This window comes from Achromobacter colocynthidis (assembly GCF_057334535.1).
This window is the reverse complement of record NZ_JBHFIZ010000037.1, coordinates 334,555-358,270: the sequence shown is the minus strand read 5'-3', so window position 1 is coordinate 358,270 and position 23,716 is coordinate 334,555. Positions and strand designations below refer to the sequence as shown.

At 64.9% G+C, this 23,716-nt stretch carries 23 protein-coding genes; 12 read left to right on the top strand and 11 right to left on the bottom strand.

All coding sequences use genetic code 11. From position 1 onward, the window contains the following. Nucleotides 1–41: 41 nt before the first annotated feature. Both ACE04A_RS21420 and ACE04A_RS21415 read left to right on the top strand, forming a co-directional pair. Nucleotides 42–1,382, top strand: a complete 1,341-nt coding sequence (locus ACE04A_RS21420; protein WP_259250007.1) for an MFS transporter — start codon at nucleotides 42–44, stop codon at nucleotides 1,380–1,382. A gap of 52 nt (nucleotides 1,383–1,434) precedes the next feature. Next, nucleotides 1,435–3,033, top strand: coding sequence for an aldehyde dehydrogenase (NADP(+)) (locus ACE04A_RS21415; protein WP_448716340.1), 1,599 nt, complete (start codon nucleotides 1,435–1,437; stop codon nucleotides 3,031–3,033). On the opposite strand, the gene ACE04A_RS21410 is transcribed toward ACE04A_RS21415, so the two are convergent. Further along, complete coding sequence (locus ACE04A_RS21410; protein WP_485820498.1) at nucleotides 3,034–3,531, bottom strand: GAF domain-containing protein; 498 nt, start codon at nucleotides 3,529–3,531, stop codon at nucleotides 3,034–3,036. It abuts the gene before it with no gap. After that, nucleotides 3,528–5,300 carry a CocE/NonD family hydrolase gene (locus tag ACE04A_RS21405; RefSeq protein WP_448716746.1) on the bottom strand — a complete coding sequence of 591 codons (1,773 nt, stop codon included), beginning with the start codon at nucleotides 5,298–5,300 and terminating at the stop codon, nucleotides 3,528–3,530. Before ACE04A_RS21405 ends, ACE04A_RS21410 begins: the two co-directional genes overlap by 4 nt. 350 nt (nucleotides 5,301–5,650) lie before the next feature. On the opposite strand from ACE04A_RS21405, the gene ACE04A_RS21400 reads away from it, so the two are divergent. Beyond that, nucleotides 5,651–6,574 (top strand): LysR substrate-binding domain-containing protein, encoded by a 924-nt coding sequence (locus ACE04A_RS21400; protein ID WP_447991352.1) that lies wholly within the window; start codon nucleotides 5,651–5,653, stop codon nucleotides 6,572–6,574. Nucleotides 6,575–6,588: 14 nt separating this feature from the next. Here ACE04A_RS21400 and ACE04A_RS21395 read toward each other — a convergent pair whose 3' ends face one another. Together ACE04A_RS21395 and ACE04A_RS21390 are read right to left on the bottom strand one after the other, a co-directional pair. Continuing rightward, a complete protein-coding gene (locus tag ACE04A_RS21395) occupies nucleotides 6,589–7,566 on the bottom strand; it encodes a Bug family tripartite tricarboxylate transporter substrate binding protein (protein ID WP_259250002.1) in 978 nt (325 codons plus the stop codon). Nucleotides 7,567–7,617: 51 nt separating this feature from the next. Next, nucleotides 7,618–8,625: a Bug family tripartite tricarboxylate transporter substrate binding protein gene (locus tag ACE04A_RS21390; RefSeq protein WP_448716337.1), complete on the bottom strand. Its 1,008-nt coding sequence runs from the start codon at nucleotides 8,623–8,625 to the stop codon at nucleotides 7,618–7,620. Between the two features lie 241 nt (nucleotides 8,626–8,866). Between ACE04A_RS21390 and ACE04A_RS21385 the strand changes: the two genes are divergently transcribed. The 4 genes from ACE04A_RS21385 (at nucleotide 8,867) to ACE04A_RS21370 (ending at nucleotide 14,203) form a co-directional block, all read left to right on the top strand. Further along, entirely contained in the window at nucleotides 8,867–10,138 is a 1,272-nt protein-coding gene (locus tag ACE04A_RS21385) for a PepSY-associated TM helix domain-containing protein (protein ID WP_448716336.1), read from the top strand. A gap of 83 nt (nucleotides 10,139–10,221) precedes the next feature. Beyond that, nucleotides 10,222–10,731, top strand: coding sequence for a sigma-70 family RNA polymerase sigma factor (locus ACE04A_RS21380; RefSeq protein ID WP_279996535.1), 510 nt, complete (start codon nucleotides 10,222–10,224; stop codon nucleotides 10,729–10,731). After that, complete coding sequence (locus ACE04A_RS21375; RefSeq protein ID WP_485820497.1) at nucleotides 10,728–11,672, top strand: FecR domain-containing protein; 945 nt, start codon at nucleotides 10,728–10,730, stop codon at nucleotides 11,670–11,672. The genes ACE04A_RS21380 and ACE04A_RS21375 overlap by 4 nt, the downstream gene beginning before the upstream one ends. Before the next feature lie 140 nt (nucleotides 11,673–11,812). Further along, nucleotides 11,813–14,203 (top strand): TonB-dependent siderophore receptor, encoded by a 2,391-nt coding sequence (locus ACE04A_RS21370; RefSeq protein WP_448716333.1) that lies wholly within the window; start codon nucleotides 11,813–11,815, stop codon nucleotides 14,201–14,203. Here ACE04A_RS21370 and ACE04A_RS21365 read toward each other — a convergent pair. Next, nucleotides 14,112–14,909 (bottom strand): LysR family transcriptional regulator, encoded by a 798-nt coding sequence (locus tag ACE04A_RS21365; RefSeq protein ID WP_485820496.1) that lies wholly within the window; start codon nucleotides 14,907–14,909, stop codon nucleotides 14,112–14,114. The two genes, ACE04A_RS21370 and ACE04A_RS21365, sit on opposite strands and share 92 nt — an antisense overlap. 76 nt (nucleotides 14,910–14,985) lie before the next feature. Between ACE04A_RS21365 and ACE04A_RS21360 the strand changes: the two genes are divergently transcribed. Next, the gene (locus tag ACE04A_RS21360) at nucleotides 14,986–15,957 is read left to right on the top strand and encodes an MBL fold metallo-hydrolase (protein WP_448716331.1); all 972 of its coding nucleotides are present in this window, start codon (nucleotides 14,986–14,988) and stop codon (nucleotides 15,955–15,957) included. Here the strand turns inward: ACE04A_RS21360 and ACE04A_RS21355 are convergent. Next, a complete protein-coding gene (locus tag ACE04A_RS21355; protein ID WP_259249988.1) occupies nucleotides 15,945–16,859 on the bottom strand; it encodes a DMT family transporter in 915 nt (304 codons plus the stop codon). The genes ACE04A_RS21360 and ACE04A_RS21355 overlap by 13 nt on opposite strands. Before the next feature lie 139 nt (nucleotides 16,860–16,998). Here ACE04A_RS21355 and ACE04A_RS21350 point away from each other — a divergent pair, with 139 nt between their 5' ends. Beyond that, nucleotides 16,999–17,778, top strand: coding sequence for an AraC family transcriptional regulator (locus tag ACE04A_RS21350; protein WP_448716330.1), 780 nt, complete (start codon nucleotides 16,999–17,001; stop codon nucleotides 17,776–17,778). Between the two features lie 74 nt (nucleotides 17,779–17,852). Here ACE04A_RS21350 and ACE04A_RS21345 read toward each other — a convergent pair whose 3' ends face one another. Next, nucleotides 17,853–18,005 carry a hypothetical protein gene (locus tag ACE04A_RS21345; RefSeq protein ID WP_448716329.1) on the bottom strand — a complete coding sequence of 51 codons (153 nt, stop codon included), beginning with the start codon at nucleotides 18,003–18,005 and terminating at the stop codon, nucleotides 17,853–17,855. Nucleotides 18,006–18,292: 287 nt separating this feature from the next. On the opposite strand from ACE04A_RS21345, the gene ACE04A_RS21340 reads away from it, so the two are divergent. Genes ACE04A_RS21340 through ACE04A_RS21330 form a run of 3 tightly spaced genes read left to right on the top strand, consistent with a single transcriptional unit; the run spans nucleotide 18,293 to nucleotide 20,103 of the window. Beyond that, nucleotides 18,293–18,772 carry a carboxymuconolactone decarboxylase family protein gene (locus tag ACE04A_RS21340; protein WP_100854605.1) on the top strand — a complete coding sequence of 160 codons (480 nt, stop codon included), beginning with the start codon at nucleotides 18,293–18,295 and terminating at the stop codon, nucleotides 18,770–18,772. A 9-nt stretch (nucleotides 18,773–18,781) separates the two neighbouring features. Then, nucleotides 18,782–19,549, top strand: a complete 768-nt coding sequence (locus tag ACE04A_RS21335) for an SDR family oxidoreductase (protein WP_448716327.1) — start codon at nucleotides 18,782–18,784, stop codon at nucleotides 19,547–19,549. 59 nt (nucleotides 19,550–19,608) lie between these two features. Beyond that, the gene (locus ACE04A_RS21330; RefSeq protein ID WP_448716326.1) at nucleotides 19,609–20,103 is read left to right on the top strand and encodes an Ohr family peroxiredoxin; all 495 of its coding nucleotides are present in this window, start codon (nucleotides 19,609–19,611) and stop codon (nucleotides 20,101–20,103) included. 20 nt (nucleotides 20,104–20,123) lie between these two features. Here ACE04A_RS21330 and ACE04A_RS21325 read toward each other — a convergent pair whose 3' ends face one another. The 4 genes from ACE04A_RS21325 to ACE04A_RS21310 all read right to left on the bottom strand — a co-directional run bounded on the left by ACE04A_RS21325 (nucleotide 20,124) and on the right by ACE04A_RS21310 (nucleotide 23,473). Further along, nucleotides 20,124–21,128, bottom strand: coding sequence for a LysR family transcriptional regulator (locus tag ACE04A_RS21325; protein ID WP_485820495.1), 1,005 nt, complete (start codon nucleotides 21,126–21,128; stop codon nucleotides 20,124–20,126). 134 nt (nucleotides 21,129–21,262) lie between these two features. Further along, entirely contained in the window at nucleotides 21,263–21,697 is a 435-nt protein-coding gene (locus tag ACE04A_RS21320) for a cupin domain-containing protein (RefSeq protein WP_447991322.1), read from the bottom strand. A 124-nt stretch (nucleotides 21,698–21,821) separates the two neighbouring features. Then, the gene (locus ACE04A_RS21315; RefSeq protein WP_448716322.1) at nucleotides 21,822–22,706 is read right to left on the bottom strand and encodes an RNA polymerase sigma-70 factor; all 885 of its coding nucleotides are present in this window, start codon (nucleotides 22,704–22,706) and stop codon (nucleotides 21,822–21,824) included. A 119-nt stretch (nucleotides 22,707–22,825) separates the two neighbouring features. Further along, on the bottom strand, nucleotides 22,826–23,473 hold the full coding sequence (locus ACE04A_RS21310) for a DedA family protein (RefSeq protein WP_485820494.1): 648 nt from the start codon (nucleotides 23,471–23,473) through the stop codon (nucleotides 22,826–22,828). Between the last annotated feature and the right edge of the window lie 243 nt (nucleotides 23,474–23,716).

Sequence of the window (23,716 nt, the reverse complement as noted above, 5' to 3'; positions counted from 1 at the left end):
TCAAACAATCAAACAACTACACAATCCAAATAGGTGGAGACATGAGCACCCTATCCGTTGGGGGTTCCAACCCCAGCCTGGCCGCTGCCGACAAAGAAACCCTGGTTCCGGATGCCGAGCGCCGCCGTGCGCTGATGGGCAGCGCGGTGGGCAGCACCATCGAGTGGTACGACTATTTCCTGTACGGAACCATGTCGTCCATTATTTTTGCCAAGCAGTTCTTTCCTAGCGACAACGCGCTGGTCAGCCAGATGTTGGCGCTGGCCACCTTCGCGCTGGCCTTTCTGGTGCGTCCGCTTGGGGGCGTGATCTTCTCGCACATCGGCGACCGCATCGGCCGCAAGAAGACGCTGGCGATGACGCTGTCGATGATGGGCTTGTCGACCGTGCTGATGGGGCTGTTGCCCAACTACGCGCAGGTAGGCCTGGCCGCGCCCATCATGCTGACGCTGCTGCGTCTGATGCAGGGCCTGGCGTTGGGCGGCGAATGGGGCGGCGGCGTGTTGCTGGCCGTGGAATATTCGCCGCGTAAAAAGCGCGGCTTCTATGGGGCCGTGCCGCAAACCGGCGCGGTGCTGGGCCTGGCGTTGGGCAACATCATCACGTCGTTGCTTAGCGCCAGCATGAGCGAAGAGGCGTTCCAGTCCTGGGGCTGGCGCATTCCGTTTGTGGGTTCCATCGTGTTGGTGATGGTGGGCATGTGGATCCGCAACGCCGTGGGCGAAACCCCGTCGTTCAAGAAGATCCAGGCCACGCGCAGCAGCGCCCGTATTCCGCTGAAGGAAACCTTGCAGCACCACTGGCGCGAAGTGCTGATCGCCATTGGCGCGAAGGTCGTGGAGACGTCCACCTTTTTTCTGTACGCCACCTTCACCATCTCGTACATGATGGATCACGGCTTCGCGCGTTCGACCATTCTGAACATTGTGCTGGTCTGCGCCTTGATCGCGTTTCCGTTCATGCTGTTCTTCGGCCATCTGTCTGATCGCATCGGCCGCAAGAAGGTGTTCATCGGCGGCAGCGTGGCCTTTCTGTTGTGGATCTTTCCGTACTTTTGGCTGCTGGATCAGAAGTCGGTGTGGGCGGCGGGCCTGGCTATCGCCGTGGGCTTTGGGGTCATCTGGGCCAGCTACGGCTCCATGATCGGCACCTTGTTGGCGGAAGCCTTTCCGCCCGCCATCCGCTACACCGGCATGTCGCTGGGTTATCAGATTGGCGCGGCGCTGGTGGGCGGCCCCATGCCGCTGATTGCCACGGCGCTCATCGCCTACTACAGCGGCAGCTACGTGCCCGTGGTGCTGTTCCTGGCGGCCTGCGCGGTGGTGTCCATCATCGCGGTGGCGGTGGCGCGCGATCGCAGCGGCCAGCCGTTGGACGACTGATTCCTGCGTGTCGACATCCATCCCATCTGACTTTTATTCAAGGAATTCAATCATGCAGATCACTGGAGAAATGCTCATCGGTCACGCCGCCGTGCGCGGCACCGCCGGGACGCAGCAGGCGTTCAACCCGAGCTTGAACGCAGAGATTCCCGAGCCGTGCTTCGGCCTGGGCACGCACACGGACGTGGACCGCGCCGCCACGCTGGCCGCCGCCGCGTTCGACCCGTATCGCCAGCTTCCGTTGGCTCGCCGCGCGGAATTCCTGGAAGCGATCGCGGATGAAATCCTGGCGCTGGGCGACGCGCTGATTCAGCGTGCGCACCAGGAAAGCGGCTTGCCCGTGGCGCGGCTGACGGGTGAACGTGGCCGCACCATCGGCCAACTGCGCCTGTTTGCGCAGGTGGTGCGCGACGGCCACTTTCTGGGCGCCATCGTTGACAGCGCGCAGCCCGACCGCCAGCCGCTGCCGCGTGCGGATTTGCGCCAGGCAAAGGTTCCGCTAGGCCCCGTGGCCGTGTTCGGCGCCAGCAACTTCCCCCTGGCGTTTTCCGTGGCGGGCGGCGATACGGCGTCCGCGCTGGCGGCCGGCGCGCCGGTGATCGTCAAGGCGCATAGCGCGCATCTGGGCACGTCCGAACTGGTGGGCCGCGCCGTGCAAAAGGCCGCGCAACGCACGGGCATGCCTGAAGGCGTGTTCTCCTTGCTGATCGGCGCGGGACGAACCATCGGCGAAGCGCTGGTCGCGCATCCGGCGATCAAGGCCGTGGGGTTCACGGGCTCGCGCCAGGGCGGCCTGGCGCTGGTCAACATTGCCAACCAGCGGCGCGAGCCCATCCCCGTGTACGCGGAAATGAGCAGCATCAACCCCGTGTTCGTCCTGCCCGCCGCGCTGGCGGCGCGCGGGCAGGCCATCGCGCAGGGCTTCGTGGATTCGCTGGCGTTGGGCGCGGGCCAGTTCTGCACCAACCCTGGCCTGGTCATCGCCATCGATGGGCCGGAGCTGGATCGATTCATCGCCGCCGCCAGCGACGCGCTGGCCTCCAAGGCCGCGCAGGTCATGCTCACGCCCGGCATCTGCGCCGCGTACAACCGCAGCCGCGAGCAGGTCCAGTCCGTGCCGGGCGTTGAGACGGTGGCAAACGGCAGTGCCGCGCGCGATCAATCCAATGCCGCGCAGGCCGCGCTCTACGTGACCCGCGCGCGCAACCTCTTGGACAACGAAGCCTTGCAGGCCGAGATGTTCGGCCCCGCCTCCGTCATCGTGCGCGCGCAAAGCTGGGAAGAAGTGCTGGACGTGGCCGAGCATCTGGAAGGCCAGTTGACGGCCACGCTGCAAGTGGACGCGCCCGACCATGCCGCCGCCCGCGCCTTGCTAAGCGTGCTGGAACGCAAGTGCGGCCGCATCCTGGCCAATGGCTTTCCCACGGGCGTGGAAGTCAGCCACGCCATGGTGCATGGCGGCCCGTACCCGGCCACGTCGAACGCGATGCACACGTCCGTTGGGGCAACGGCCATCGACCGATTCCTGCGCCCGGTGTGCTATCAGGATCTGCCGGATGGGTTGCGGCCAGACGCCTTGCAGCAAGACAACCCGCTGGGGATCTGGCGCCTGGTGGATGGGGCGCCGGTGCCGCCGGGCGGGGGCCGCTGATTAGAGGAATGCCGTGGCGGCGATGACCGCCAAGCCCGCGCAGAAATCGGTGTGCGCGGGCGTGTAGTGATTCGCCGCGTGCAACAGATTGATCTGCCCAAGCAGGCGGCCCCGGCCGTACACCGGAATGTTCAGCACGCTCTGGCAATTCAAGGCGAAGATGGCGTCGGCGTCGGGGAAGTTGATGCGGACCGCATCCGCGTCGGGCGTCAGCAAGGGCTTGCCCGTAGCCAGCATTTTCTGCATGGCCGGCGCCGCGCTTATCAACTTGGTTCCGCTGGCCGGATAACGGGCGGGGGCGCTGCTGTACAGGCGATGCGCGGGGCCGGCCGTCAGGTCATAACGCAAGGCGGTGAACAAACGGTGCCCCACCGCCCGCTGCGCAATGCGGTCCAATGCGCCCAGCAAGGGGTCGGGCTCCTGGGCGGAGGGTGCGTGACAGAGCGCGGCGCGCAGGATGTCGATTTCCGATAGAGACAAGCTGAACGTCGCGGTCATGGTTTCGCCTCGTTGCCGACGATGCCTGGTGGAACCGGCGCAAGCGGCAGGTCGATTCGGGAGGCATGATCGCCGCCCGTGCCGATCTTCAACACCGGGGGGCGGCCATGAGGAACCTGCCCGCAGTGGTCTTTGTCCGCCCCGGCTATCGATACCCGGATGCGGCTGCCCGGTTGGAATTGCCAGGCGGTGGGCAAGAGAGGAACCTCGACACGCTCGAATTTCCCCGGCGTCAGCGGCCGCGCATCCTGCCGGCTGAATGTGCGAAAGGGCCACGTTGTCTTGTATGCCGGTGGGCACGGCGAGACCTTGCGATGCAGCAGCCGCAACAGGCCTTCGGTCACATAACGCTCGGTGCCGTCGGTCTCGATTTCAGTCAAGTAGACGAACAAGGCGGCGTCGGGTTCGCTGCTGCTGACCCATAGGTCAGCCACGGCATGGCCCGCCAATTCGGCCGCCGCGTCCAGCGGCGCGGACGTAAAGCTGCACATGCGGTCGCCGCGTCCTTGCCAGTCTGGGTAGTACTCCGTGCTGTTGATGGCGGCGATGCGTTCGTAGCGGGTGCCTGCGCCGGTGCCGATGGAAAAGTCCACTTGATAGGCTTGATGCGAAAGGCCGGGTTGCGAAGCCGCCTCAAGCCCCAAGCAGGGGGCCAGGTACAGCGAACTGTCTTTGCCTGGATCGTAGGGTGGCCATTGCGCGGCGCTTCGCCATTGTTCCGAGTGCAGCGCGTAATAGTGGATCGGCGCCTCGGCATCCAGGCCCGTTTGCTTGCCCAACAGATAGTGATCGAAGAACCGCAGAATTTCAGCAAGCCAGGGAAAGTCCGCCATCTGCGTCGTGCGCCACGGCGACACATCAATGCGTGCGCCATGGTCCCAGGGCCCAAGCAAGAGGTGGCTGGGGTTTTTCGACAAGGTCAGATAGCGCGAGATAGCGCCATTCATGTAGCCGCCGCCGTCCATCCAGCCTGAGACCGACAGCACGGCCACGTCAGGCGGAATCTGTTCGGCCAGGCTGTAGGGGCTGAACGTTGCCGAGCTGAACTGCGCATCGTAGGGCAGGGGGTCTTCGCGAAAACGGAACTCGGGCATGAACTCCGTCTGGCGAAAGTTGCCCAGGTGTTCCTGGATGGCGGCTTTCAGCAGTTCGCCTTCCGGGTCTTCGTCTACCGGCTGCGGCCCTTCAAAGTGCGGGTTTGCGTAGTAGACGAACCGGTGCAACATGTCGCGTCGGTCATGGTCCAGGGCGACCATCAGGTCGTCGTAGCTTTGCGTCAGCGCCTTGAGCTGTATGCCGCCCGGAAAGTAATTGTCGGTGTAGGTGTCCCATACCGAAAACAGCGGGGCAATCGCCTTCACCGCTGGGTGGCCGGTGCTGGCCAGAAAATCAGAGGCGGCCCCCAGGTAAGAGATGCCGGTGGCGCCCACAACGCCGCTGGACCACGATTGCGTGACGATCCACTCCACCACTTCGCGGCTGTCGTCGCGTTCGCGCGGCGAGCGGAAGCTGTCGCGCGTGCCGAAACTTGCGCCCGTGCCGCGCACGTCGATCACGACGACGGCGTATCCACGCGGCACGAAGTAATCCCGGAACTTGGCGGTATTGGGCGCGCATTCGCCGACCCCGTCCGGGTGAAGCTTGAAGCGGCGGTAGTACGGCGTGAACAGCACGATGGCGGGAAACTGCGCGGACGCCGAATCATCACCGCGTTCGGGCTTGCCTTCCGGGACATAGATATCAATCGCCAGGCGGCAGCCATCGCGCATCGTCAAGTAGCAGGAACGAGGCGTTGGGATAGCGTAAATCCCGGGTCGAGTGTCCGCGTAGGCCTGCGGCGGGACCACCCAGGCCACATCTTCGTTTTTCGGGTACGACGGCATGGACTTCCTTGGAATCTTGGTGAAAAAAATGCGCGGGACACGGGCCGCGGCGACTGAACGAGCAATGTTATTGACGCACCATCGACCGCACCAATATGCAATGTGGATGTCGGTATAGGAAAAAGCGATGTGGCTCGCTGGGCGTGTGCCGCTGAAATTTCCTAGGGATTACGCGCAACGGGCACCCGTTCGGTGGCATCGTTGAATATGATCCGAGCGTGATATAGGAATTACCGATGGATTTCCGACAACTCAAGTACTTCACCCGCATCGTCGAGCTGGAAAGCATTACGGCCGCCGCCGAAACCTTGCATATTGCACAGCCGTCCTTGAGCCAGCACGTGGCCAACCTCGAACGCGAATTTGAGACCCCCTTGCTGCTCAGGGGGCCGGGCGGAGTACGCGCCACCGACGCGGGCAAGCTCTTGTACCGGCACGCCAAGATGGTGCTGCGCCAAGTGGAAGAGGCCAAATCCGCGTTGAAGCACGGGCGAGACACGCCAGCGGGCCATGTCACGGTCGGGCTGCCAACGAGTACGTCTCGCGTGCTGGCGGTGCCGCTGATTGAAGCGGTGGCGCAGCGGTATCCGGAGGTGTTGCTTGAAGTGATCGAGGGAAGCAGCGCCGACCTGGCCGTGGCGGTTTCCCTGCACCGCATGGATATCGCGGTGGCGATGGACGTCCAGCCGCAGCCCGCTCGCATGACCACCACACCGCTGCTGGTCGAAAACCTGTATCTGGTCGGGCCCGCGCTGGGTGTGGACGCGATATCGCTCCAGCGCATGGCGGAGCTGCCCCTGGTGCTTCCCAGCTTTCCCAATTCGATCCGCGTGTTGGCCGCGCGGGCTTTCGCGGACGACGCCTTGCCCTTGACGCTGGTTGCGGAAACCAGCGCGGTGTCTGTGTTGCTTGGCTTGGTACGCGCGGGCAAAGGCTGGACCGTGCTGCCTTCTTCCGCGCTGGTGGGGCCGGAAGCCGACTCCGACCGGATCGTGTCCACGCCAATTGCAGATAAGGCGTTCAGCCGCAGGGTGTCGGTCTGCATGTCCTTGTCTACCGAAAAAAGCGTGGTCTGCACCCACATCCACCAGACCTTGATAGACGTGGCGCGCGACCTGGTGGAGACGGGGCGATGGGCCGGCGTAAGCTGGAAAAACTGATCACGCCCCTCCTGCTATTCAGGCTTGATCTTCGCCAGTTCCGCCACCTTGCCCCAATGGGCGCGGTCGGCGGCCACGACGTCATCGAAGTCCTTCAGCGTGACGCCGCTGGCGGTGGCGCCTTGCGCTTCGAAGTAGGCGGTCATGTCCTTCTCGGTGACGACCTGGCGCACCAGGCCCGCGATTTTGCCGGCCACGTCTTCGGGGGTTTGCGCAGGGGCGAACAGGCCGAACCATCCCAGCGCTTCAAAGTCCGGAAAGCCTTGTTCGGCAACGGTAGGCACGTCGGGCAAGACATCCAGGCGTTGCCTGGACGTGACGGCAACCGCGTTGAGGTCGCCACGCTTGATGTAAGGCAACGACGTCATGGCCACGTCCAGCATGAAGTCCACGTGCCCCGCCATCGTGTCGGTCAGGGCGGGGCCGGAGCCTCGATAGGGAACATGGGTCACGGGAATGTCCAGGCTGGCGCGCAAGGCCTCGGTTGCCAAATGGTTGGATGAACCCAGGCCGCTGGACCCATACGTCAGCCCGCCCGGTTTGCTTCTGGCCGTGGTGATCAGCCCTTTCAGATCGTGCAGCTTCAAGTCCTTGTTGACGACAACGACGTTGGGAACGGACGCGATCATCGCCAGCCCTCGAAAGTCCTTCAGCGGGTCATAGGGCAGGGTCTTGTACAGGAACGGCGCAACGGATTGTGTGCTGACCGTGCCCAGGAACAGGGAATAGCCATCGGCCGGCTGCCCCCGCGCGTAGGCGGCTCCCAGCGTCCCTCCCGCGCCGGGTTTGTTTTCGACGACAAACGGCTGGTTCGTCAGTTGGCCCAATCGTTGGGCCACCTTGCGTGCCACGATGTCGGTCGAACCGCCCGCCGCGAACGGCACGATGATCCGGACGGGCTTGTCTGGCCAAGCCGCGGCCTGTTGCGCGTGCGCGGGCGAGAGCATCGTCAGGGCGCCGGCGATGGCGGCGAGCAGGGATAGCGTCTTCATGGGAAATCTCCAGGTGTCGTGGGCAGGGGCCGGGGCCGCGGTACGTCAGCGTCAATCGACCTGGACGCCGGTGCTGGTAATGAACTCGCCCCAGACCTTGGCGTCGTTCTCTGCCCGGGCGCGCATCGCGTCGGCGCTTCCTGTCATCGGAACGAAGTACAGGTCCTTCAGCCGCTTGTTGACGGCCGGGTCGGCAATGGCGGCCTGGATCGCCCCGTTCAGCTTGCTCACGATGGCGCCGTCGGTGCCCGCCGGGCCGACCAAGGCGAACCAACCCGGCATGGCGGGGGCTTGTATGCCCGCTTCCTTCAAGGTGGGCACATTGGGCAGGTCGCTGGCCCGCTGTTCGGCCAGGATCGCCAACGGAATCACATTGCCCGCTTCGATCTGCGGCAACGCGGAACCCAGCACGCTGGTCATGACGTCGACCTGTCCGCCGATCACGGCATTCAGCGCCGGGCCGGAGCCCTTGTAGGGCACGTGCCGCAACTTGATGCCGGCGCCTGCCGCGATCATCTCGGTCGACAAGTGGGTGGAGTTGCCGGCCCCGGCGCTGGCGAACGTGATGCTGTCGGGCGTGGCCTTGGCGGCGGCCAGCAACTGCGGCAGATTCTTGTAGGGGCTGTTCTTTCCAGCGACCAGGACGAAGGGCGTGTCGACCACCGGTGCGATGTAGGTGAAGTCCTTGTTCGCGTCGTAGGGCAGGCTCTTGTACAGCTTAGGGTTGAAGCTCATCTGGGACACACCCGCCAACAGCAGCGTGTAGCCGTCGGCGGGCGCCTTGGCCACATACGACGTGGCCACAATGCCGTTCGCGCCGGGCTTGTTTTCGACGACGACAGAGGCGCCCAGGGCGCTTGCCATCTTCTCGCTTAACAAGCGGGCGACCACGTCGGCCCCGGATCCCGCGGATTGCGGAACGATCAACCGGACGGGATGGTCGGGATAGGCAGGCTGGGCCTGGGCCTGGGCCTGGGCTGCGTGCCCGATAAAGGCCAGCGCGCTGACAAGGACCGCGCGCAGGCAACGGGCCGAACGGGCTTTACTGTGGTCGAACATCGGTTTCCCCTGAATTGACGCGCTTGGCGCGAACTTTTTTTTGTGTGATGCGTGCGGACCCATGCTAGGCAGGCGGTCAGATCAATTCAAATACTGCTTTCCTATGCGCCTATAGGTTTTTCCTTTGGCGCGACGGGTTCGCCATTACGTTGGGATCGTGTTGGCATCTTTTTCGTCGTTGTACGGTGACCTTGATATGAGCCCCCGCTTTTCGCCGGAGCCCTCAGTTACCCAAGCCCGCATGAAATCCCCTTCGATTCCGTCCAGCCCGACTTCGCGCCTGATCTCCGCCACCCCTGCCCAACGAAAATGGTGGTTTGCGCTGCATAGCTGGGTGGGGTTGAAGCTAAGCCTCATCATGGCGTTCATCTGTCTGACCGGCACGCTGGCCGTCATCGCAACCGAGCTGGACTGGCTGGCGCAGCCCGCGATGCGTGTCGACCCGGCCGCGCAGCGCGCAAGCTGGGGCGACATGGTCCAGGCCGCGCAGACGGCGCGACCCGGCTGGACGCTGCAATCCGTCACCGCCGCCCACGGTTCGCACTTCGCCGCCCGGGCCTTGATGCGCACCCCGCAAGGCGAACAGCGCTTCGTATGGATCGACCCGTATCGCGCAGTCGTCACCGGCGACACATCCTGGTTCAGCCTTCAGCGTTGGCTGCGCAACACGCATCGGCATCTGTTTCTGCCCACGCGCTATGGCGTGCCCTTGGTGTCGGCCTTGTCGATACCGCTGCTGGTGCTGGTCACGACGGGGCTGGTCGTCTATAAGCGCTGGTGGCGCGGCTTTCTGGCGTGGCCACGGCGGGGAAAGCGTCGGCTGATGTGGGGCGATACCCATCGGCTGCTAGCGGTGTGGAGCCTGTGGTTCAGCACGCTGATTGCGTTGACCGGCCTGTGGTATCTGGTCGAATCGCTGGGCGGGCATGCGCCGCGGCTGCCCGCCATCACCACCCCGGACGCGCCACGCGCCGCCGCGCCTTTCACCGCCCAGACGCTGGACGCGGCCGTGGCGCGCGTGCGCCAGGAATGGCCCGACCTGGACATCCGCGTCTTGCGGCTGGATGCCGATGGCCGGGCCGGGCAGGTGGAAGGGCAGACGCAGGCATGGCTGGTTCGTGACCGGGCCAATGCCATCCGGCTGCCGCTGTCCGATCATGCCGCCGCCCGCCGCAGCGCGGCTGAACTTGGCCCGCATCAGCGCCTGTCGGAAATGGCGGACCCGTTGCATTTCGGCTCGTTCGGGCCGTGGCCCGTGCGCGCGATCTGGTTCGTGTTCGGCGCGGCGTTGACCACGTTGTGCCTGACCGGCGCCTATCTATACGGCCTGCGCCTCGCAGGCGGCAGCGCCGCGCTCAGGGCAAAGGCCGGGCATGCGGGCGCACCCGCCGCGCCCGCGCGCGAAGCCTGGACGGGCATGCGTCCTTGGCGTTGGGGCTGGGTGGCATTGCTGCTGATGTCTCAGATGTTGTTCATCGGCGAGGCCATGGGCTGGATCAATCTGTTCGGATGAAGCAGGGGTGGCGGCATGGGTTTCCGTTATTATTAACGTTACTCATTATCAATTACGATATTTCCGCGCCGCCTCCCGCTCCCATGTCCCAATCCACCGCGCCTCGTCGGCTGGCCCTTAGCGGGCTTTACGCCGACCACCATCAATGGCTCTACAGTTGGCTGCGCAAGCGGCTGGGCAACGCCTGGGATGCGGCGGACCTGGCCCACGACACGTTCCTGCGCGTTTATTCCAGCAACCGCGCGCTGGAAATGCCCGAGCCGCGCGCCTTCCTGACCCATGTTGCAAAAGGCCTGGTCGTTGACTTCTGGCGGCATCGCAGCGTGGAACAGGCCTACGCGGAATCGGTGGCCGCATTGCCCGCCGACACCGCGCCGTCTCCGGAAAGCCGGGCCTTGATCCTGGAAGCCTTGTACTGCATCGATCGCATGCTGGACGCGATGCCGGGGCGGGTGCGCGGCGTGTTCCTCATGTCGCAACTGGACGGTCTGACGTATGCGCAGATTGCTGCTGCCACCGGCCTGTCGGTACGCACCGTCAACCGCCATATGCAGCAGGCGTACCTGGCGTGCCTGACCGCCATTGATCCATGAACGCGCCGCCCGTTCCAGATGCGCTGTTGGCCGAAGCGGCGGGCTGGATGGCTCGCTTGCAGGATGCCCCGGATGACCCGGCCAGCTTGCAGGCCTTGTCCAGTTGGATTGCCCGCAGCCCCGCGCATGCGCGGGCCTGGGCGCGTGCCGAGCGGGTGCTGGGCGCGTTCGGACAAGTGCCGCAACCCATGCGCGCCCACGCCCTGAAAGGGCTGGCCAAGCCGGATCGACGGCGTCTGGCGGCCGGCCTGCTGGGTCTCACGGTCGCCGGTCCCGTGGCCTATTGGGCGTGGCGCGCCACGCAAGCGGACCTGCAAAGCGCCACCGGCCAGATTCGGCAGGCAACGCTTGCTGATGGCACGCGGATGACGCTGGATACTGGCACGCGGGTCGACGTGCGCTATTCGGCATCGCAACGTTTGCTGTCGCTTCGGGCAGGCCGCATCTTCGTGGCGACGGCGTCGGATGCCCACTTGCCCGCGCGTCCGTTTCTGGTGCAGACACCGATGGGCAGCGTGCAGGCCATCGGCACGCAGTTCACGGTCAGCCTGGAACAAGACGACGCGCTGGTTGCCGTCTACGAAGGCGCGGTGGATGTACGCCCCAACGATGGCGGCGGCCAGATCGTGCGCGCCGGTCGGCAGGCCAGGTTCAATGCCGCCATGACGCAGCCCGAAACCGCCTTGCTGGAAACTTCGCCCGCATGGACCAGCGGCATTCTGACGGCGGACAACATGCGCCTGGCCGATTGGACGCGCGCCATGGCCCGCTACCGCCCGGGCTTTCTGCACTGCGCGAGCGAGGTCGCGAACCTGCGCGTGTACGGCTCGTTTTCATTGCGGGACACGGACGCCAGCCTGGCGTTGCTGGCCCGCACGCTGCCGGTGCGCGTGGCCACGCGCACGCGGTATTGGGTGCAGATCCAGGCGCGTGGCGCGTAGCCGTCATCCTTGCATCTTCATTGGCATCTTTTTCCGAGTCGTTCGGTGTACAGGATAGAGGCCCTGAAACCCTGCCGGGATCGGGCCGTGGCGTGACCCCTGTCCGTCTCCCCGAAACTCTCCCTCGCGGTGCTTGCTTCATGTCCCAATTCCGTTCTTCCCCGGTCCGCGCGGCCGTGCTGCTGTGCTTTTCGGTATTGCTGCCCGTCGGCGCGATGGCGCAATCCCAGGCGCCCGCCGCCCAGTCCGTCACGCGCGATTACCGCATCGGCGCTGGCCCGCTGGGCTTGGCCTTGTCGCAGTTTGCCACCCAGGCCAACGTGCGCCTGTCCTTTCCGGGCACGCTGGTGCAAGGCATGCAGTCATCGGGGCTGAAAGGCAACTACTCGGTGGCGGAAGGCTTTGCCGCGCTGCTGTCGGGCTCGGGCCTGCGCGCCGTTCCGGCCGGGGCCAACGAATACACCTTGTCCGCCGTGCCCTCCAATGCGGTGACCCAGATGGAAGCGGTAACGGTGACGGGCGCCTACACCGGCGGCTTGATGCCCGCGTTTGCCGGCGGCCAGGTGGCCAGCGGCGCCAGCGTCGGCATGCTGGGCGAACGAAGCATCATGGACACGCCATTTTCGGTAGCGGCGTACACCAGCACCTTGATGCAGCAACAACAAGCGCAAAGCGTGGCCGACGTGGTGTCCAACGATGCCTCGGTGCAGAACACCAACCCCCGGACCAGCCGCTTCGACCAGTTTTCCATTCGGGGCTTTCCGGTCCTGAACAGCGACATCGCATTCAATGGCCTGTACAGCGTCTTGCCCACCTACGCGCTGGCCGTCGAAAGCCTGGAGCGCGTTGAAGTGTTGAAAGGCCCCAACGCCTTGCTTAACGGCATGGCGCCGTCGGGCGGCGTGGGCGGCGCGATCAACGTGGTGCCCAAGCGGGCGGAAGACACGCCCACCCGGCAAGTGACCGCCAGCTACGGCACGCACAACGTGGCGGGCGGCCATGTGGACCTGGGCCAACGCTTTGGCGACAAGGGTGAACTGGGCATTCGCGTCAATGGCGCCTACAAGGGCGGCGACACGGGCGTGGGCTCGCAACACACCACGCGCGGCTTGATGACGCTGGGCCTGGACTACCGGGGCGAACGCACGCGCTGGTCGGCGGACGTCGGCCATCAAGACCGCAAGGTCGATGCCCCGCAGGAGCGCGTGGGCGTCGCCGCCGGCGCGCCCGTGCCGGACGCCAAGCGTGTCGACCGTGGCTACGCGCCCGACTGGACCTACGCCAATTCCCGCGACACCTACATCGCCTTGCGCGCCGAACACGACATCACCGACCACACGATGGTCTACGGCGCGTTTGGCGCGCGCGACGGCGACTACAAATTCCTGCGCATGAACGTCACGGCGCGCGACGCCGCCGGCAATTTCTCGGCCAGCCCCACGTATTTCCTGCGCGACGAAAGCGTGCACACCGGCGAGATCGGCGCGCGCACCCGCTTTGCCACGGGCGCGGTGTCGCACGCCGTATCGCTAAGCGCCACGCAGTTCCAGAAGACCTTCGGCAACCTCAGCTACGACTTCGACCCCGTCCGCTCCAACCTCTATACGCCGCTGGCCACGTCCGCGCCTTCGCTTGCGGGGCTGGACACCGACATTCCCAAATCCGGAGAATCCCGGCTGACCAGCGTGGCCCTGGCGGACACGCTGTCGATCTGGGACGAACGCCTGCAACTGACGGTGGGGGCGCGGTCGCAGCGCGTCGTTACCGAGCAGTATGACGAAGCCGGCAGCCGCACCAGCCGTTACGACAAGCGCAAAGTCACGCCGGCCATCGCGCTGTTGGGCAAGCCCACGCAGAATGTGTCGGTGTACGCGAACTACATTGAAGGCCTGAGCGAAGGCCCCACCGCGCCGCTCACCGCCGTCAACGCCAACGAAGTGTTCGCGCCGATCAAGTCCGAACAGGTCGAAGCCGGCGTGAAGGTGGACTACGGCGACATCGGCGCCACCTTCAGCGCCTTCCAGATCCGCCGCCCCAGCGGGCTGACCGACCCGGTTACCGGCGTGTATGCGGTCGACAGCATGCAGCGCAATCGCGGCTTGGAACTGAACGTGTTCGGCGAACCCGTCAACAACGTGCGCCTGCTGGCCGGCGTCATGTATCTGGATGGCCGCCTCACCAAAACCGGCAACGCCACGACCGAAGGCAACGTGGCCCCCGGCACGCCGCGCTACAGCATGAACGTGGGCGTGGAATGGGACACGCCGTTCGCGCCCGGCCTGACCGTTTCGGCGCGCGCCCTGCGCACAACCTCGCAATACCTGGACGCCAGGAACACGCAGGAAATCCCCGCTTGGACCCGCGTGGACCTGGGCGCGCGCTACGCCTGGCGCGCCGGCAACACGCCCGTCACGCTGCGCGCCACCGTGGAAAACGTCTTCAACAAAGCCTACTGGGCGTCGGCCTCGTCCAACGGCCTGACCATCGGCGCGCCGCGCACGGTGCTGCTGTCGGCAACGGTGGACTTCTAAGTCGGCGAGGGCAGGCGCGCGGCATGCAGCGCCTGTCAGCCCCTGGGCTGTGCCCCGACCGATTTGATGATGTCGACCAACCACCGGATGGCCGGGTCATTGTCGCGGCTTTGATGCTTGACGATGGCAACGTGCGTGGGGGGGAGCAGATGCCCGCCCGTGCGACACAGCAGTAGGGCACCGTCGCCAACATTTCCGACCGCTGCCAGCGCAAGTCTGTTGAGAAGGGGCCGACGGCCAAATCGATTTCTTCCTGCTGCAACATGTCCGCAAAGCGGAATCGGTCAGTCGCCAGGACGGTCAGGCGCACGTGGGGCGCCTGTGCGGCAAGCCGGGCGAGCAAACCCGGAAGCAGCCAATCGTTGGCCCAATCCATCACGCCGATCGTGAAGCGTCGTTCGCTTCTTGCCGCGTCGAAAGTCGGCGTTTGCAGAATCACGGATTGCATCTCGGCCAGCACCGGCAGCAGTTGCGACTGCAATTCCAGCCCGCGCGGCGTCGGCAGCATGCCCCCTTGGGTGCGAACCAGCAGATCGTCCTGGAATAGCTCGCGCAGCCGCGCGAGCGCACCGCTGCCGGCCGGTTGGCCCAGGTACAGGCATTGCGCGGCTTTGGAAACGCTTCTTTCCCGCAGCAGCACCAACAAGGTCACCAGAAGATTCAGGTCGACGCCTCGTAAATCACGTTCCCTGATATTGCTGATCATTAAATTCGATTTGATTGATGAGGGTGGGCTATTGAATCATGGGAACCCGTTGAGATAAACCACCAAGATATCGATCATGAAATTCCGTAACTTTCCGCTCCAGGCCGCCCTTGCGGTGGCATTGTCCCTGGGTGGCGCAGCGCTGCCGCTATCCGTTCACGCGGCCGCGCCCATGGTGAAAACGCAAGCGCCCGGGTTCTATCGCATGATGCTCGGCGCGTTCGAGATCACCGCGCTGAGCGACGGCACCGTCGGTCTGCCCGCCGAGGAACTGCTGCACGGTCATGGCGGCGATATCGGCGGCCATCTGCGCGCCAGCCACCGGACGAGCCCGGTGGAAACATCCATCAATGCGTATCTGGTCAACACCGGCGACAAGCTCGTGCTCATCGACGCCGGGACCGGTGGCTTGATGGGCCCCGAGCTTGGCAGGCTAGGCGACAACCTGCGCGCGGCCGGCTACCTGCCGGAGCAAGTCGACGAGATCTTGCTGACCCATGCTCATCCCGACCATCTTGGTGGGCTGATGGTCCAGGGCAAGATGGCGTTCGCGAACGCCACCATCCGCATGGAGCAGGCCGAAGCGAGCTATTGGATGTCGTCTGAGCAGATGGGCAAGGCGGATGACATGGCCCGTGGCTTCTTTGAAGGCGCCATCACCTCGCTGACGCCGTACGCGCAGGCCGGCAAGCTCGTGCCATTTCGCGCCGGCGCGCAACTCTTGCCCGGTATCAGCGCGCTGACGGCGCACGGCCACACCGTGGGCCACACCGTCTACGCGGTTGAAAGCCAGGGCCAACGACTTCTGCTGATCGGCGATCTGATCCACGTCGGCGCGGTACAGCTCCCGCATCCCGAGGTGACCATTGCATTCGACATGGATGAGAAGAAAGCCGCCGCAACCCGTCTGCAATTCTTCGGCGACGCGGCGCGAGACCGCACGCTGATTGCGGCCTCGCACCTGTCATTCCCCGGCCTCGGCCGCCTGGTGAAGACCGGTAAGTCGTTTCTTTGGGAACCCGTCGACTACAGCACTCAACTGCATTGAGCGGTGCCTGCGCGCGCGGCATGCAGCGGCCGATGCACCGTCTGCGCAATCAGCACGCCGATCAGGCTCATGCTGCCGCCGATGACGTGATAGGCGTGCATCTGTTCGCCCAACATCGCCACGGCCAGCACGGCCGTCAACACGGGCAGCAGATTGATGAAGATGCTGCACCGGTTCGGCCCCAGGTGCTTCACCCCTTGAATCCAGAAGAACGACAGCAGAATGGATGAGCCGATGCCGGCGTAGGCGATCAGCGGCAAGGTGCGCGCGTCCAGCGACGCCGCGCCCGCCGGCAGCATCAGGAAGAACGGCAGCATGAAGACCAGCGCGGCCACGGCTTGCAGGTACACCGCCTGCCACGCCGGAATCGTCAAGCGCCAGCGGCGCAGCAGCACGCCATACAGCGCGTACGACAAGGACGCCAGCAGCATCAGCAGGTCGCCCACATGCACGCCGTTGCGCGCGATGGCGGCGATGTCGCCTTGGCCCACCACGTACAACAGACCCACGAACGACAGCACGCCGCCCACCGCCATGCCTATCGTCAACGCTTCGCCCAGCACGATCACGCTGAGTATCGCCGTCAACAAGGGCACCAGCGCGGTGACGATGGCCATGTTGGTGGCCGTGGTGCTTTCGGCCGCGCGGTACGACAGGCTCTGGAACAGCGCCATGGCCAGCAGGCCGCTGACTGCCATCTTGCCCAGGTGCGGCCGCACCGACGCCCAGTTGCGTCGCAGCGACGGCAGCACAAAGGGCGTCATCAGCGCCAGCGCCAGGATCAGGCGGTAGAAGGTGATGGCCGTGGGGGAAATTGCGGATGCGGCCAGCTTGGACACGATGACGTTGCCCGCCCACAGCACGATGGCCATGAACGGAAAGAGCAGGGAAGTGATGGACATGAAGGTCTCCAGAACGAGCCTTGCATGGTGCCGCCCGGGGCAGGCGTCCGTCTGACGCTACTATGTCGCCAGTTATCGCAAAACTGCCAACTCGCAACACCGCCAACTCGCAACACCGCCAACTCGCAACACCGCCAACATGGAAGATTCCCGGTTCGACGCTACCTTCGCGGCTTCCGGCGCGCCCGCCGCCGCCTTGGCGGTGGACTACCCCGACGGCCATTTCATTGCGCCCCATCGCCACGACCGCGCGCAACTGCTGTACGCCATCCAGGGCGTGATGACCATCGACGCCGAGGGCGGCCGGTGGGTGGTGCCGCCCACGCGCGGCGTCTGGCTTGAGGCCGACGTGGCGCACTCCGTCCGCATGCACGGCGCGGTGCGGGTGCGCACCGTGTTCGTCGATGGCCGCGCCACCGCCCACCTGCCCGCGCGCAGTTGCGTGCTGGACATCTCGCCCTTGTTGCGGGAACTGATCGTGGCGGCGGTGGATGTTGACCTTGCCAAGCCAGCCAGCCCCGGGTCCCGCGATTGGCATTTGCTGCACTTGCTGTTGCAGGAATTGCGCAGCCTGCCAGTACTGCCCTTGTATCTCCCGATGCCGTCGGACGCGCGCCTCAGGAAATTCTGCGACGCCTTGATGCGCGAACCCGATGCGGCGTTGACGCTGGACGAGTGGGCGGCGCGGCTGCATCTGTCCACCCGCACCTTGCACCGGCAATTTCAGCAACAGACCGGCATGCGGCTAGGGCAGTGGCGCCGGCAGGCGCGGCTGCTGCTGGCGCTGGAACACCTGGCAGGCGGGGCGCGGGTAGTGGATGTGGCGCTGGAACACGGCTACACCAGCCAGAGCGCGTTCGCGGCCATGTTCAAGAAGCACTTCGGCGTGTCGCCGGGGGCGTTTTATCGGCGGGGTTGATAGGTAGGGTTTGCAGCGGCCATGTGCGTATAGCGTTTGCCCTCGTAGGACACGCCGGCGCTCGCAGGTGGCGATCAAGTCGATGCCAAGGTTTGACCGGGGGACATGCCGAGCTTCAACGTGTCGTCGTTGTCATTGAAAAAGACACTGAGCGGGGCCTGGGCATCCTTTGAATAATGCAGCAGCAGGAAACGCATACGGGACTTCGATCCAACGATTTCGGCCATCGGGATTCTCTCCAGAGAATTGCTCCACGTCCAAGGGTAACGGGTACTGGCATGACGCACACTCTCCGGTCTCGCCGACAGGGCTGTCGGCATGGCCTTCCGGACGGGATTAGCCGGCACGGCTTAATACCAGGTTTCACGATTGTTGCGCGCCAGGCAACACCATGGTCCCTTGCCCGGGTCTACTGCTGCCCTCCCAGCAGACCTACGATTTGGGCGTCGTTCAAGCACGCGCAATCGTCGGCTAAGCCCAGCCGAACCGCGCCAAACTATCCAGGGAAATCACCATGAGTCAACGTCTTAACGCCTTTGCGCAATCGCCCGAGCTGTTCAAGAAGTTCGTCGAATTCGGCATGCTCTTGAAGAAGAGCGCGATTGAATCGTCCATCCTGAGCCTGGTTGAGATCCGCGCGTCGCAGATCAATGGCTGCGGCTTTTGCCTGGACATGCATGTGAAAGAAGCCAAGATCCACGGCGAAGGTGAACTGCGCCTGCATCATGTGGCGATCTGGCGCGAGTCCACCGAGTTTTCGCCGCGCGAACGCGCCTGCCTGGCCTGGACCGAAGCGCTGACCACGTTGGGCGCGCATGGCGTGTCCGACGAGATCTACGAGCGCGTGCGCGGCGAGCTGTCGGAAAAGGAAATCTCGGATCTCAGCTTCGCGGTCATGGCCATCAATGGTTGGAACCGCCTTAACGTCGGCTTTCGCACCGTGCCGGGTTCGGCCGATAAAGCCTATGGCCTGGACAAGGCCAAGTTCAGCTAAGGACGCATCATGAAAATCCTAGTCATTGGCGGTACCGGCCTGATCGGCTCCAAACTCGTCAACCTGCTTATCGCGCGTGGCCATGAGGCCATTGCGGCTTCGCCCGCCACGGGCGTGAACACGGTGACCGGCGAGGGCCTGGACGATGCGCTGGCGGGGGTGGACACGGTGGTTGACGTGGCCAACTCGCCGTCGTTCGAAGACGCGGCGGTGCTGGCGTTCTTCCAGGCCTCGGGGCGCAACCTGCTGGCGGCCGAAGCCCGGGCGGGCGTGCGCCACCACGTGGCGCTGTCGGTGGTGGGCACGCATCGCTTGGCGGAAAGCGGGTACTTTCGCGGCAAGATCGCGCAGGAAGACCTGATCGAAGCCGGGGGCATTCCGTACACCATCGTGCACAGCACGCAGTTCTTCGAGTTCCTGGGCGGCATCGTGCAGTCGGGCGCGCAGGGCAATGAAATTCGGCTGTCGCCCGCCTATGTGCAGCCGATTGCGTCGGACGACGTGGCGTTGGCCATGGCGGACGCCACCTTGGGCGCGCCGGTGAACGGCACAGTCGAAATCGCCGGCCCGGAGAGGGTGCGTCTGTCCGATCTGGTGCAACGCTACCTGGGTAAAATCGGCGACACTCGCCACGTGCAGGCAGACCCGGGCGCGCGCTATTTTGGCGCATTGCTCAACGACGACACACTGGTGCCACGATCGACCCCGCGCCTGGGCAAGATCGACTTCGACTCTTGGTTCAGTCAGTCGGGTGCAAATTCCGGCGCAAAAAAATAGCCGCGGAAAGCAGCAGCGGAAATTAGCGGCGGAAATTAGCGGCGGAGACAAGGAACACCATGAGCAAACTGCGGCCGCCTTCCCAGGCTCTGCTGGATAAGTACCGGGGAGGGGAATTTCATCCCCTCTACACCACCAGCGTGACGGTGCGCGGCGGGGAGGCTGCGCATGGCCGCGCCTCGGGCATCGCTATCTCGGACGACGGCGAATTGTATGTAGAGCTGCGCTTGCCGGTTGAACTGGGTGGCAAGGGCGGGGGAACCAACCCCGAACAATTGTTCGCGGCCGGCTATGCGGCGTGCTTTCATGGCGCGCTGAGCATGCTGGCCGAACGCTCGGGCCTGTCGCTGCCGGATGCGTCGGTGACGGCCACCGTGTCGTTCGGCCGCGACCCCGTCGATGGCCTGTTTGCGCTGAAGGCCGAGGTCAACATCCATCTGCCCGGCGTGGCCCGCGACGTGGCCGAAGAACTGGTGCGCAACACCGAACGCCTGTGTCCGTACGCCAAGATGGCGCAGGGCGGCATAGAAAGCGTCGTCGCCCTGACCCAATAACGGCCTGGGCTGCAAGCGGCCTAGGCTATCTTGGGCAGCAGGCTATCCAGAATCTGCAGGTCCATGGCACGGATGCGATCGGTCATGTAGTCGATGAACACGCGCATGCGTGCCGGCAAATGCTGACGGCTTAGAAAACACAGGTAATGCCCGCGGTCGTCGGGCGCATGTTGCGGCAGGCAGGCCACCAGCGTGCCCGCGCGCAAGTGGTCGCAAACTTGATAAGCGGCCATTTGCGCGATGCCGTGCCCGTCCAGCACCGACTGCAACACCAGGTCGGCGTCGTTGAAGGTCAGCATGGCGGGCGGCGCTACCTTGCGCAGATAGCCCCCCACCTTGAATTCCCATTCGTAAACGCGCCCCGATGCCAGGCGGAAATTTACGCACTGATGCTCCGGGATGTCGTCAACGCTGGCCGGCAGGCCGTGCTTGGCGGCATAGGCGGGCGAGGCGCACAGCAGCATCTGCATGGGGATCACTTTCTTGGCGATCACCTGGCTGTCTTCCATGCGGCCGTTGCGAAACGACACGTCGACGCGGTCCGTCGTGAAATCGGTGGGGCCGTCATCCAGCAGCAGTTCCACCGAGATACCCGGGTTAGCCGCGCGAAACTCGTGCAACAGCGGCGCAACGATCTTGCGGCCGAAGCCCACCGTTGAACACACGCGCAGTTGGCCGGAGGGCGGGCCTTCGCGCAGTTCGCGCATGTCGTCCAAGGCCTGGATGATGCGCGCCACGCCCGGATGGCATTGCTCGTAGAAGCGTTGGCCCTCGGTGGTCAGCGAGGTGCTGCGCGTGGTGCGCACGAACAGCCGGGTGCCTAACTGGTCTTCCAGCTTCTGCACGCTGCGGCTGACGGCCGAGCGGCCGATGCCCAGCCGGTCGCCGGCCTTGGCGAAGTTGCCTTCGGTGGCAACGGCAAGAAACGCCACCACGCCGGCATAGCTGGTGGCGAAGCTGTCGGCCAGGGAATCTGGTCCATTGGGGGCGGGGATGGCAGGTGTGGCGGGGTAGGGTGTCGACATGATGGCGGCGCCGCGATTTTGGTTGATCCTACTGCTAAGACGGCGCGCGGGGCAATCTTGTGACACGGGACGCAAAAAAAACTGGCTTTCCACCAGGGAAAGCCAGTTTGGACCTGCAAGGTTTGATAAGTCCCTTATTGGATCGGGGTCAGGATGGGCGCGCCTTTTTTCTTGATCAGCACCACCACGAACTTGGCCGGCTGGGTCTGGCTGGCGTTGCGGCCCACGGTGTGGATGTCGTCCGGGCCTTCAAAAAAGGTCTGGCCCGGGGTCAGCGTGACTTCCTTGCCGCCTTTGACCTGCATGACGATGCTGCCTTCCAGCACGTACACGAAGCTATAGGCGTCGTGGCGGTGAACGGGGTCGACCGCGCCGGGCGGATAGTCCACCGTGATCATCACGGCGTCCTTGCCGGGAATATCCGGCAGGGCTTTCGTCATGAGTTCCGTGACGATGGCGTCGGCGGGCTTGGCGGGGTGGCCTGGGGCCGCGGCGTGGGCAAGCGGGCTCAGCAGCGCGCCGGCGGCAATAAAAGCAAAAGGCAACCCGAACTTCGTGATCTTCGACATGGCGTGTCCTTGGTGGAGGTGTGACAAGCCCATCGTAGAAGTGCCGCCCGCGCGGCGGTAGGCCCGCGCGAGGGATCACCATGTTGCCCGGCATGCAACACCGCCCTGGCGTAGACGGCGGCGATCAGCCTTGCCGCGCCAGCGCCGACGCGATGCGCGCCAGCTTGTCCGGATTGCGCTGCACCAGCACCCGCGTCAGGCGCTCACCGTCCGTCTCGTAGGACTGCACGGATTCAAGCTGGCCATCAATGAAGCGCAGCAGCGTCCATTGCCCGTTCACCTGCACCACGTCGACATGCAAGGCATCGCGGTAGCGGCGCTTGCCCGCGTAGAACAGTTGCGCCAGGCGCTTGCCGCCCACCAGGCTGGCAAAGCTTGTGACCTTGTTGCCACCGTCGCCGATGAGTTCGGCGTCATCGCTCAACAAGGCATGCAGGCCGTGGAAGTCGCTGCGCTGCATGGCGTCGGCAAAGGTCAGCAGCAGGCGTTGCAAGGTTGCGCGCGGAACCGTTTCGCGCGGGGCACCCTGGCGCAACTGCAACCTGGCCCGCCGCACCAATTGACGGATGGCGGCCGGGGTCTTGTCGAGCGTCTGCGCGATGTCTTCGTAGTCGGCGTCGAACACGTCGCGCATCAGGAAGGCCGCGCGCGCGTCGGGTGACAGGCGTTCCAGCATGAACAGAAACGCCACCGACACATCGTCGGCCATCTCGTGGATCTGTTCAGGGGTGGATGGCGGCGCGGCCATCAGCATGGGCTCGGGTAGCCAGACACCCGTGTAATGGGCGCGTTCGGCCTTGGCGGCGCGCAGGCGGTCAATGGACAAGCGCGTGGTGGCCGTGACCAGCCAGGCTTCGGCGTTCTGCACTGCGTCGCGGTCGGCGCCGTGCCAACGCAGCCACGCTTCCTGCACCACGTCTTCCGCCTCGGCAACCGCGCCCAGCATGCGATAGGCAATGGCGTACAGGCGGGGGCGGTGACACTCGAAGAGGGACGCGGAGTCGGTCATGGGGGGAGCCAACGCCCGGGGAAGGGAGGCGTGAAGCCACGTATTTTGCCGCAGCGCGCCGGTGGCGACAAGCGCGAAGACGCCGCGCGCGGGCGGGCTTGTCATGTCCAGCCGCCACGTCAAAGCGTGCCAATGGGCGGTTTGCCTTGCGCCCGGGACCGACGCACGCGCCGTGCGCAGCGGTACGCCAGATACGTCGCCGCCAGTACGCCAAGCACGATCAGCGCCTGCCCACCCACCGCCGACAACGCAGCCAACAGTTGATGAATTTGCGCCGCGAAGCTGGCGCCCAGCACCAGGCCCACCGATGCCCACAGCGCCACGCCCACGCAGTCGTGCCAGATAAAAGACCGCAAGCGCACGCCCATCGCGCCGCAAAGCGGCACGGCCACTAACGACAGGCCGGGCACGAAGCGCGCCACGAACAGCAGTCGCACGCCCCAGCGGCCGAAGAACTTCTCGGTCTTCGTGACGCAAGCATCGCGTGACAACGTCAGGTTGCACACGGTGTTCAGCGTGCGTGGCCCATAGCGCACGCCGCCCACATACCAGATCAGGTCCGCCAGCACGCCAGCCACCACGGCCGCGCCCAGCATCAGGCATAGCGGCATGGCCGCCCCCCACGAACCGGCCGGCTGCACGGCATGGCAGGCGCCCACCGCGATCAGCGTCGGCATGACGGGCAGGGGCAGGCCCAGCGACGCGCCCAGCACGTTAAGAAAGACCAGCAGCGCGCCGTATTGCGCGATCCATTCATGCGGCGGCATGGAAGGTTCTGGTCGAGGTGGCGCAACGATCTGTCTTCACGATTCTTCGCCTCGTCATGGGGAAAGTGGATAAGTCAGGCGTTGCAGTGGGCGAGCTTGCGCGGCCCCGTGTCATGCAACGACGAACCCCATGCTAGAGACGCGGCGCGCAGTGCGGTAGGCGTGGCGAAGGACGCATGGTGTTGTGCGCGTGACAACAATTCGCGGGCGTTGCGCATTGGTGTCCACGGCACAACAGTGCGC

Coding starts and splice junctions, on each gene's coding strand:
- ACE04A_RS21420 (WP_259250007.1), top strand. CDS start 42: ATGAGCACCCTATCCGTTGGGGGTTCCAACCCCAGCCTGGCCGCTGCC.
- ACE04A_RS21415 (WP_448716340.1), top strand. CDS start 1,435: ATGCAGATCACTGGAGAAATGCTCATCGGTCACGCCGCCGTGCGCGGC.
- ACE04A_RS21410 (WP_485820498.1), bottom strand. CDS start 3,531: ATGACCGCGACGTTCAGCTTGTCTCTATCGGAAATCGACATCCTGCGC.
- ACE04A_RS21405 (WP_448716746.1), bottom strand. CDS start 5,300: ATGCGCGATGGCTGCCGCCTGGCGATTGATATCTATGTCCCGGAAGGC.
- ACE04A_RS21400 (WP_447991352.1), top strand. CDS start 5,651: ATGGATTTCCGACAACTCAAGTACTTCACCCGCATCGTCGAGCTGGAA.
- ACE04A_RS21395 (WP_259250002.1), bottom strand. CDS start 7,566: ATGAAGACGCTATCCCTGCTCGCCGCCATCGCCGGCGCCCTGACGATG.
- ACE04A_RS21390 (WP_448716337.1), bottom strand. CDS start 8,625: ATGTTCGACCACAGTAAAGCCCGTTCGGCCCGTTGCCTGCGCGCGGTC.
- ACE04A_RS21385 (WP_448716336.1), top strand. CDS start 8,867: ATGAAATCCCCTTCGATTCCGTCCAGCCCGACTTCGCGCCTGATCTCC.
- ACE04A_RS21380 (WP_279996535.1), top strand. CDS start 10,222: ATGTCCCAATCCACCGCGCCTCGTCGGCTGGCCCTTAGCGGGCTTTAC.
- ACE04A_RS21375 (WP_485820497.1), top strand. CDS start 10,728: ATGAACGCGCCGCCCGTTCCAGATGCGCTGTTGGCCGAAGCGGCGGGC.
- ACE04A_RS21370 (WP_448716333.1), top strand. CDS start 11,813: ATGTCCCAATTCCGTTCTTCCCCGGTCCGCGCGGCCGTGCTGCTGTGC.
- ACE04A_RS21365 (WP_485820496.1), bottom strand. CDS start 14,909: ATGATCAGCAATATCAGGGAACGTGATTTACGAGGCGTCGACCTGAAT.
- ACE04A_RS21360 (WP_448716331.1), top strand. CDS start 14,986: ATGAAATTCCGTAACTTTCCGCTCCAGGCCGCCCTTGCGGTGGCATTG.
- ACE04A_RS21355 (WP_259249988.1), bottom strand. CDS start 16,859: ATGTCCATCACTTCCCTGCTCTTTCCGTTCATGGCCATCGTGCTGTGG.
- ACE04A_RS21350 (WP_448716330.1), top strand. CDS start 16,999: ATGGAAGATTCCCGGTTCGACGCTACCTTCGCGGCTTCCGGCGCGCCC.
- ACE04A_RS21345 (WP_448716329.1), bottom strand. CDS start 18,005: ATGGCCGAAATCGTTGGATCGAAGTCCCGTATGCGTTTCCTGCTGCTG.
- ACE04A_RS21340 (WP_100854605.1), top strand. CDS start 18,293: ATGAGTCAACGTCTTAACGCCTTTGCGCAATCGCCCGAGCTGTTCAAG.
- ACE04A_RS21335 (WP_448716327.1), top strand. CDS start 18,782: ATGAAAATCCTAGTCATTGGCGGTACCGGCCTGATCGGCTCCAAACTC.
- ACE04A_RS21330 (WP_448716326.1), top strand. CDS start 19,609: ATGAGCAAACTGCGGCCGCCTTCCCAGGCTCTGCTGGATAAGTACCGG.
- ACE04A_RS21325 (WP_485820495.1), bottom strand. CDS start 21,128: ATGTCGACACCCTACCCCGCCACACCTGCCATCCCCGCCCCCAATGGA.
- ACE04A_RS21320 (WP_447991322.1), bottom strand. CDS start 21,697: ATGTCGAAGATCACGAAGTTCGGGTTGCCTTTTGCTTTTATTGCCGCC.
- ACE04A_RS21315 (WP_448716322.1), bottom strand. CDS start 22,706: ATGACCGACTCCGCGTCCCTCTTCGAGTGTCACCGCCCCCGCCTGTAC.
- ACE04A_RS21310 (WP_485820494.1), bottom strand. CDS start 23,473: ATGCCGCCGCATGAATGGATCGCGCAATACGGCGCGCTGCTGGTCTTT.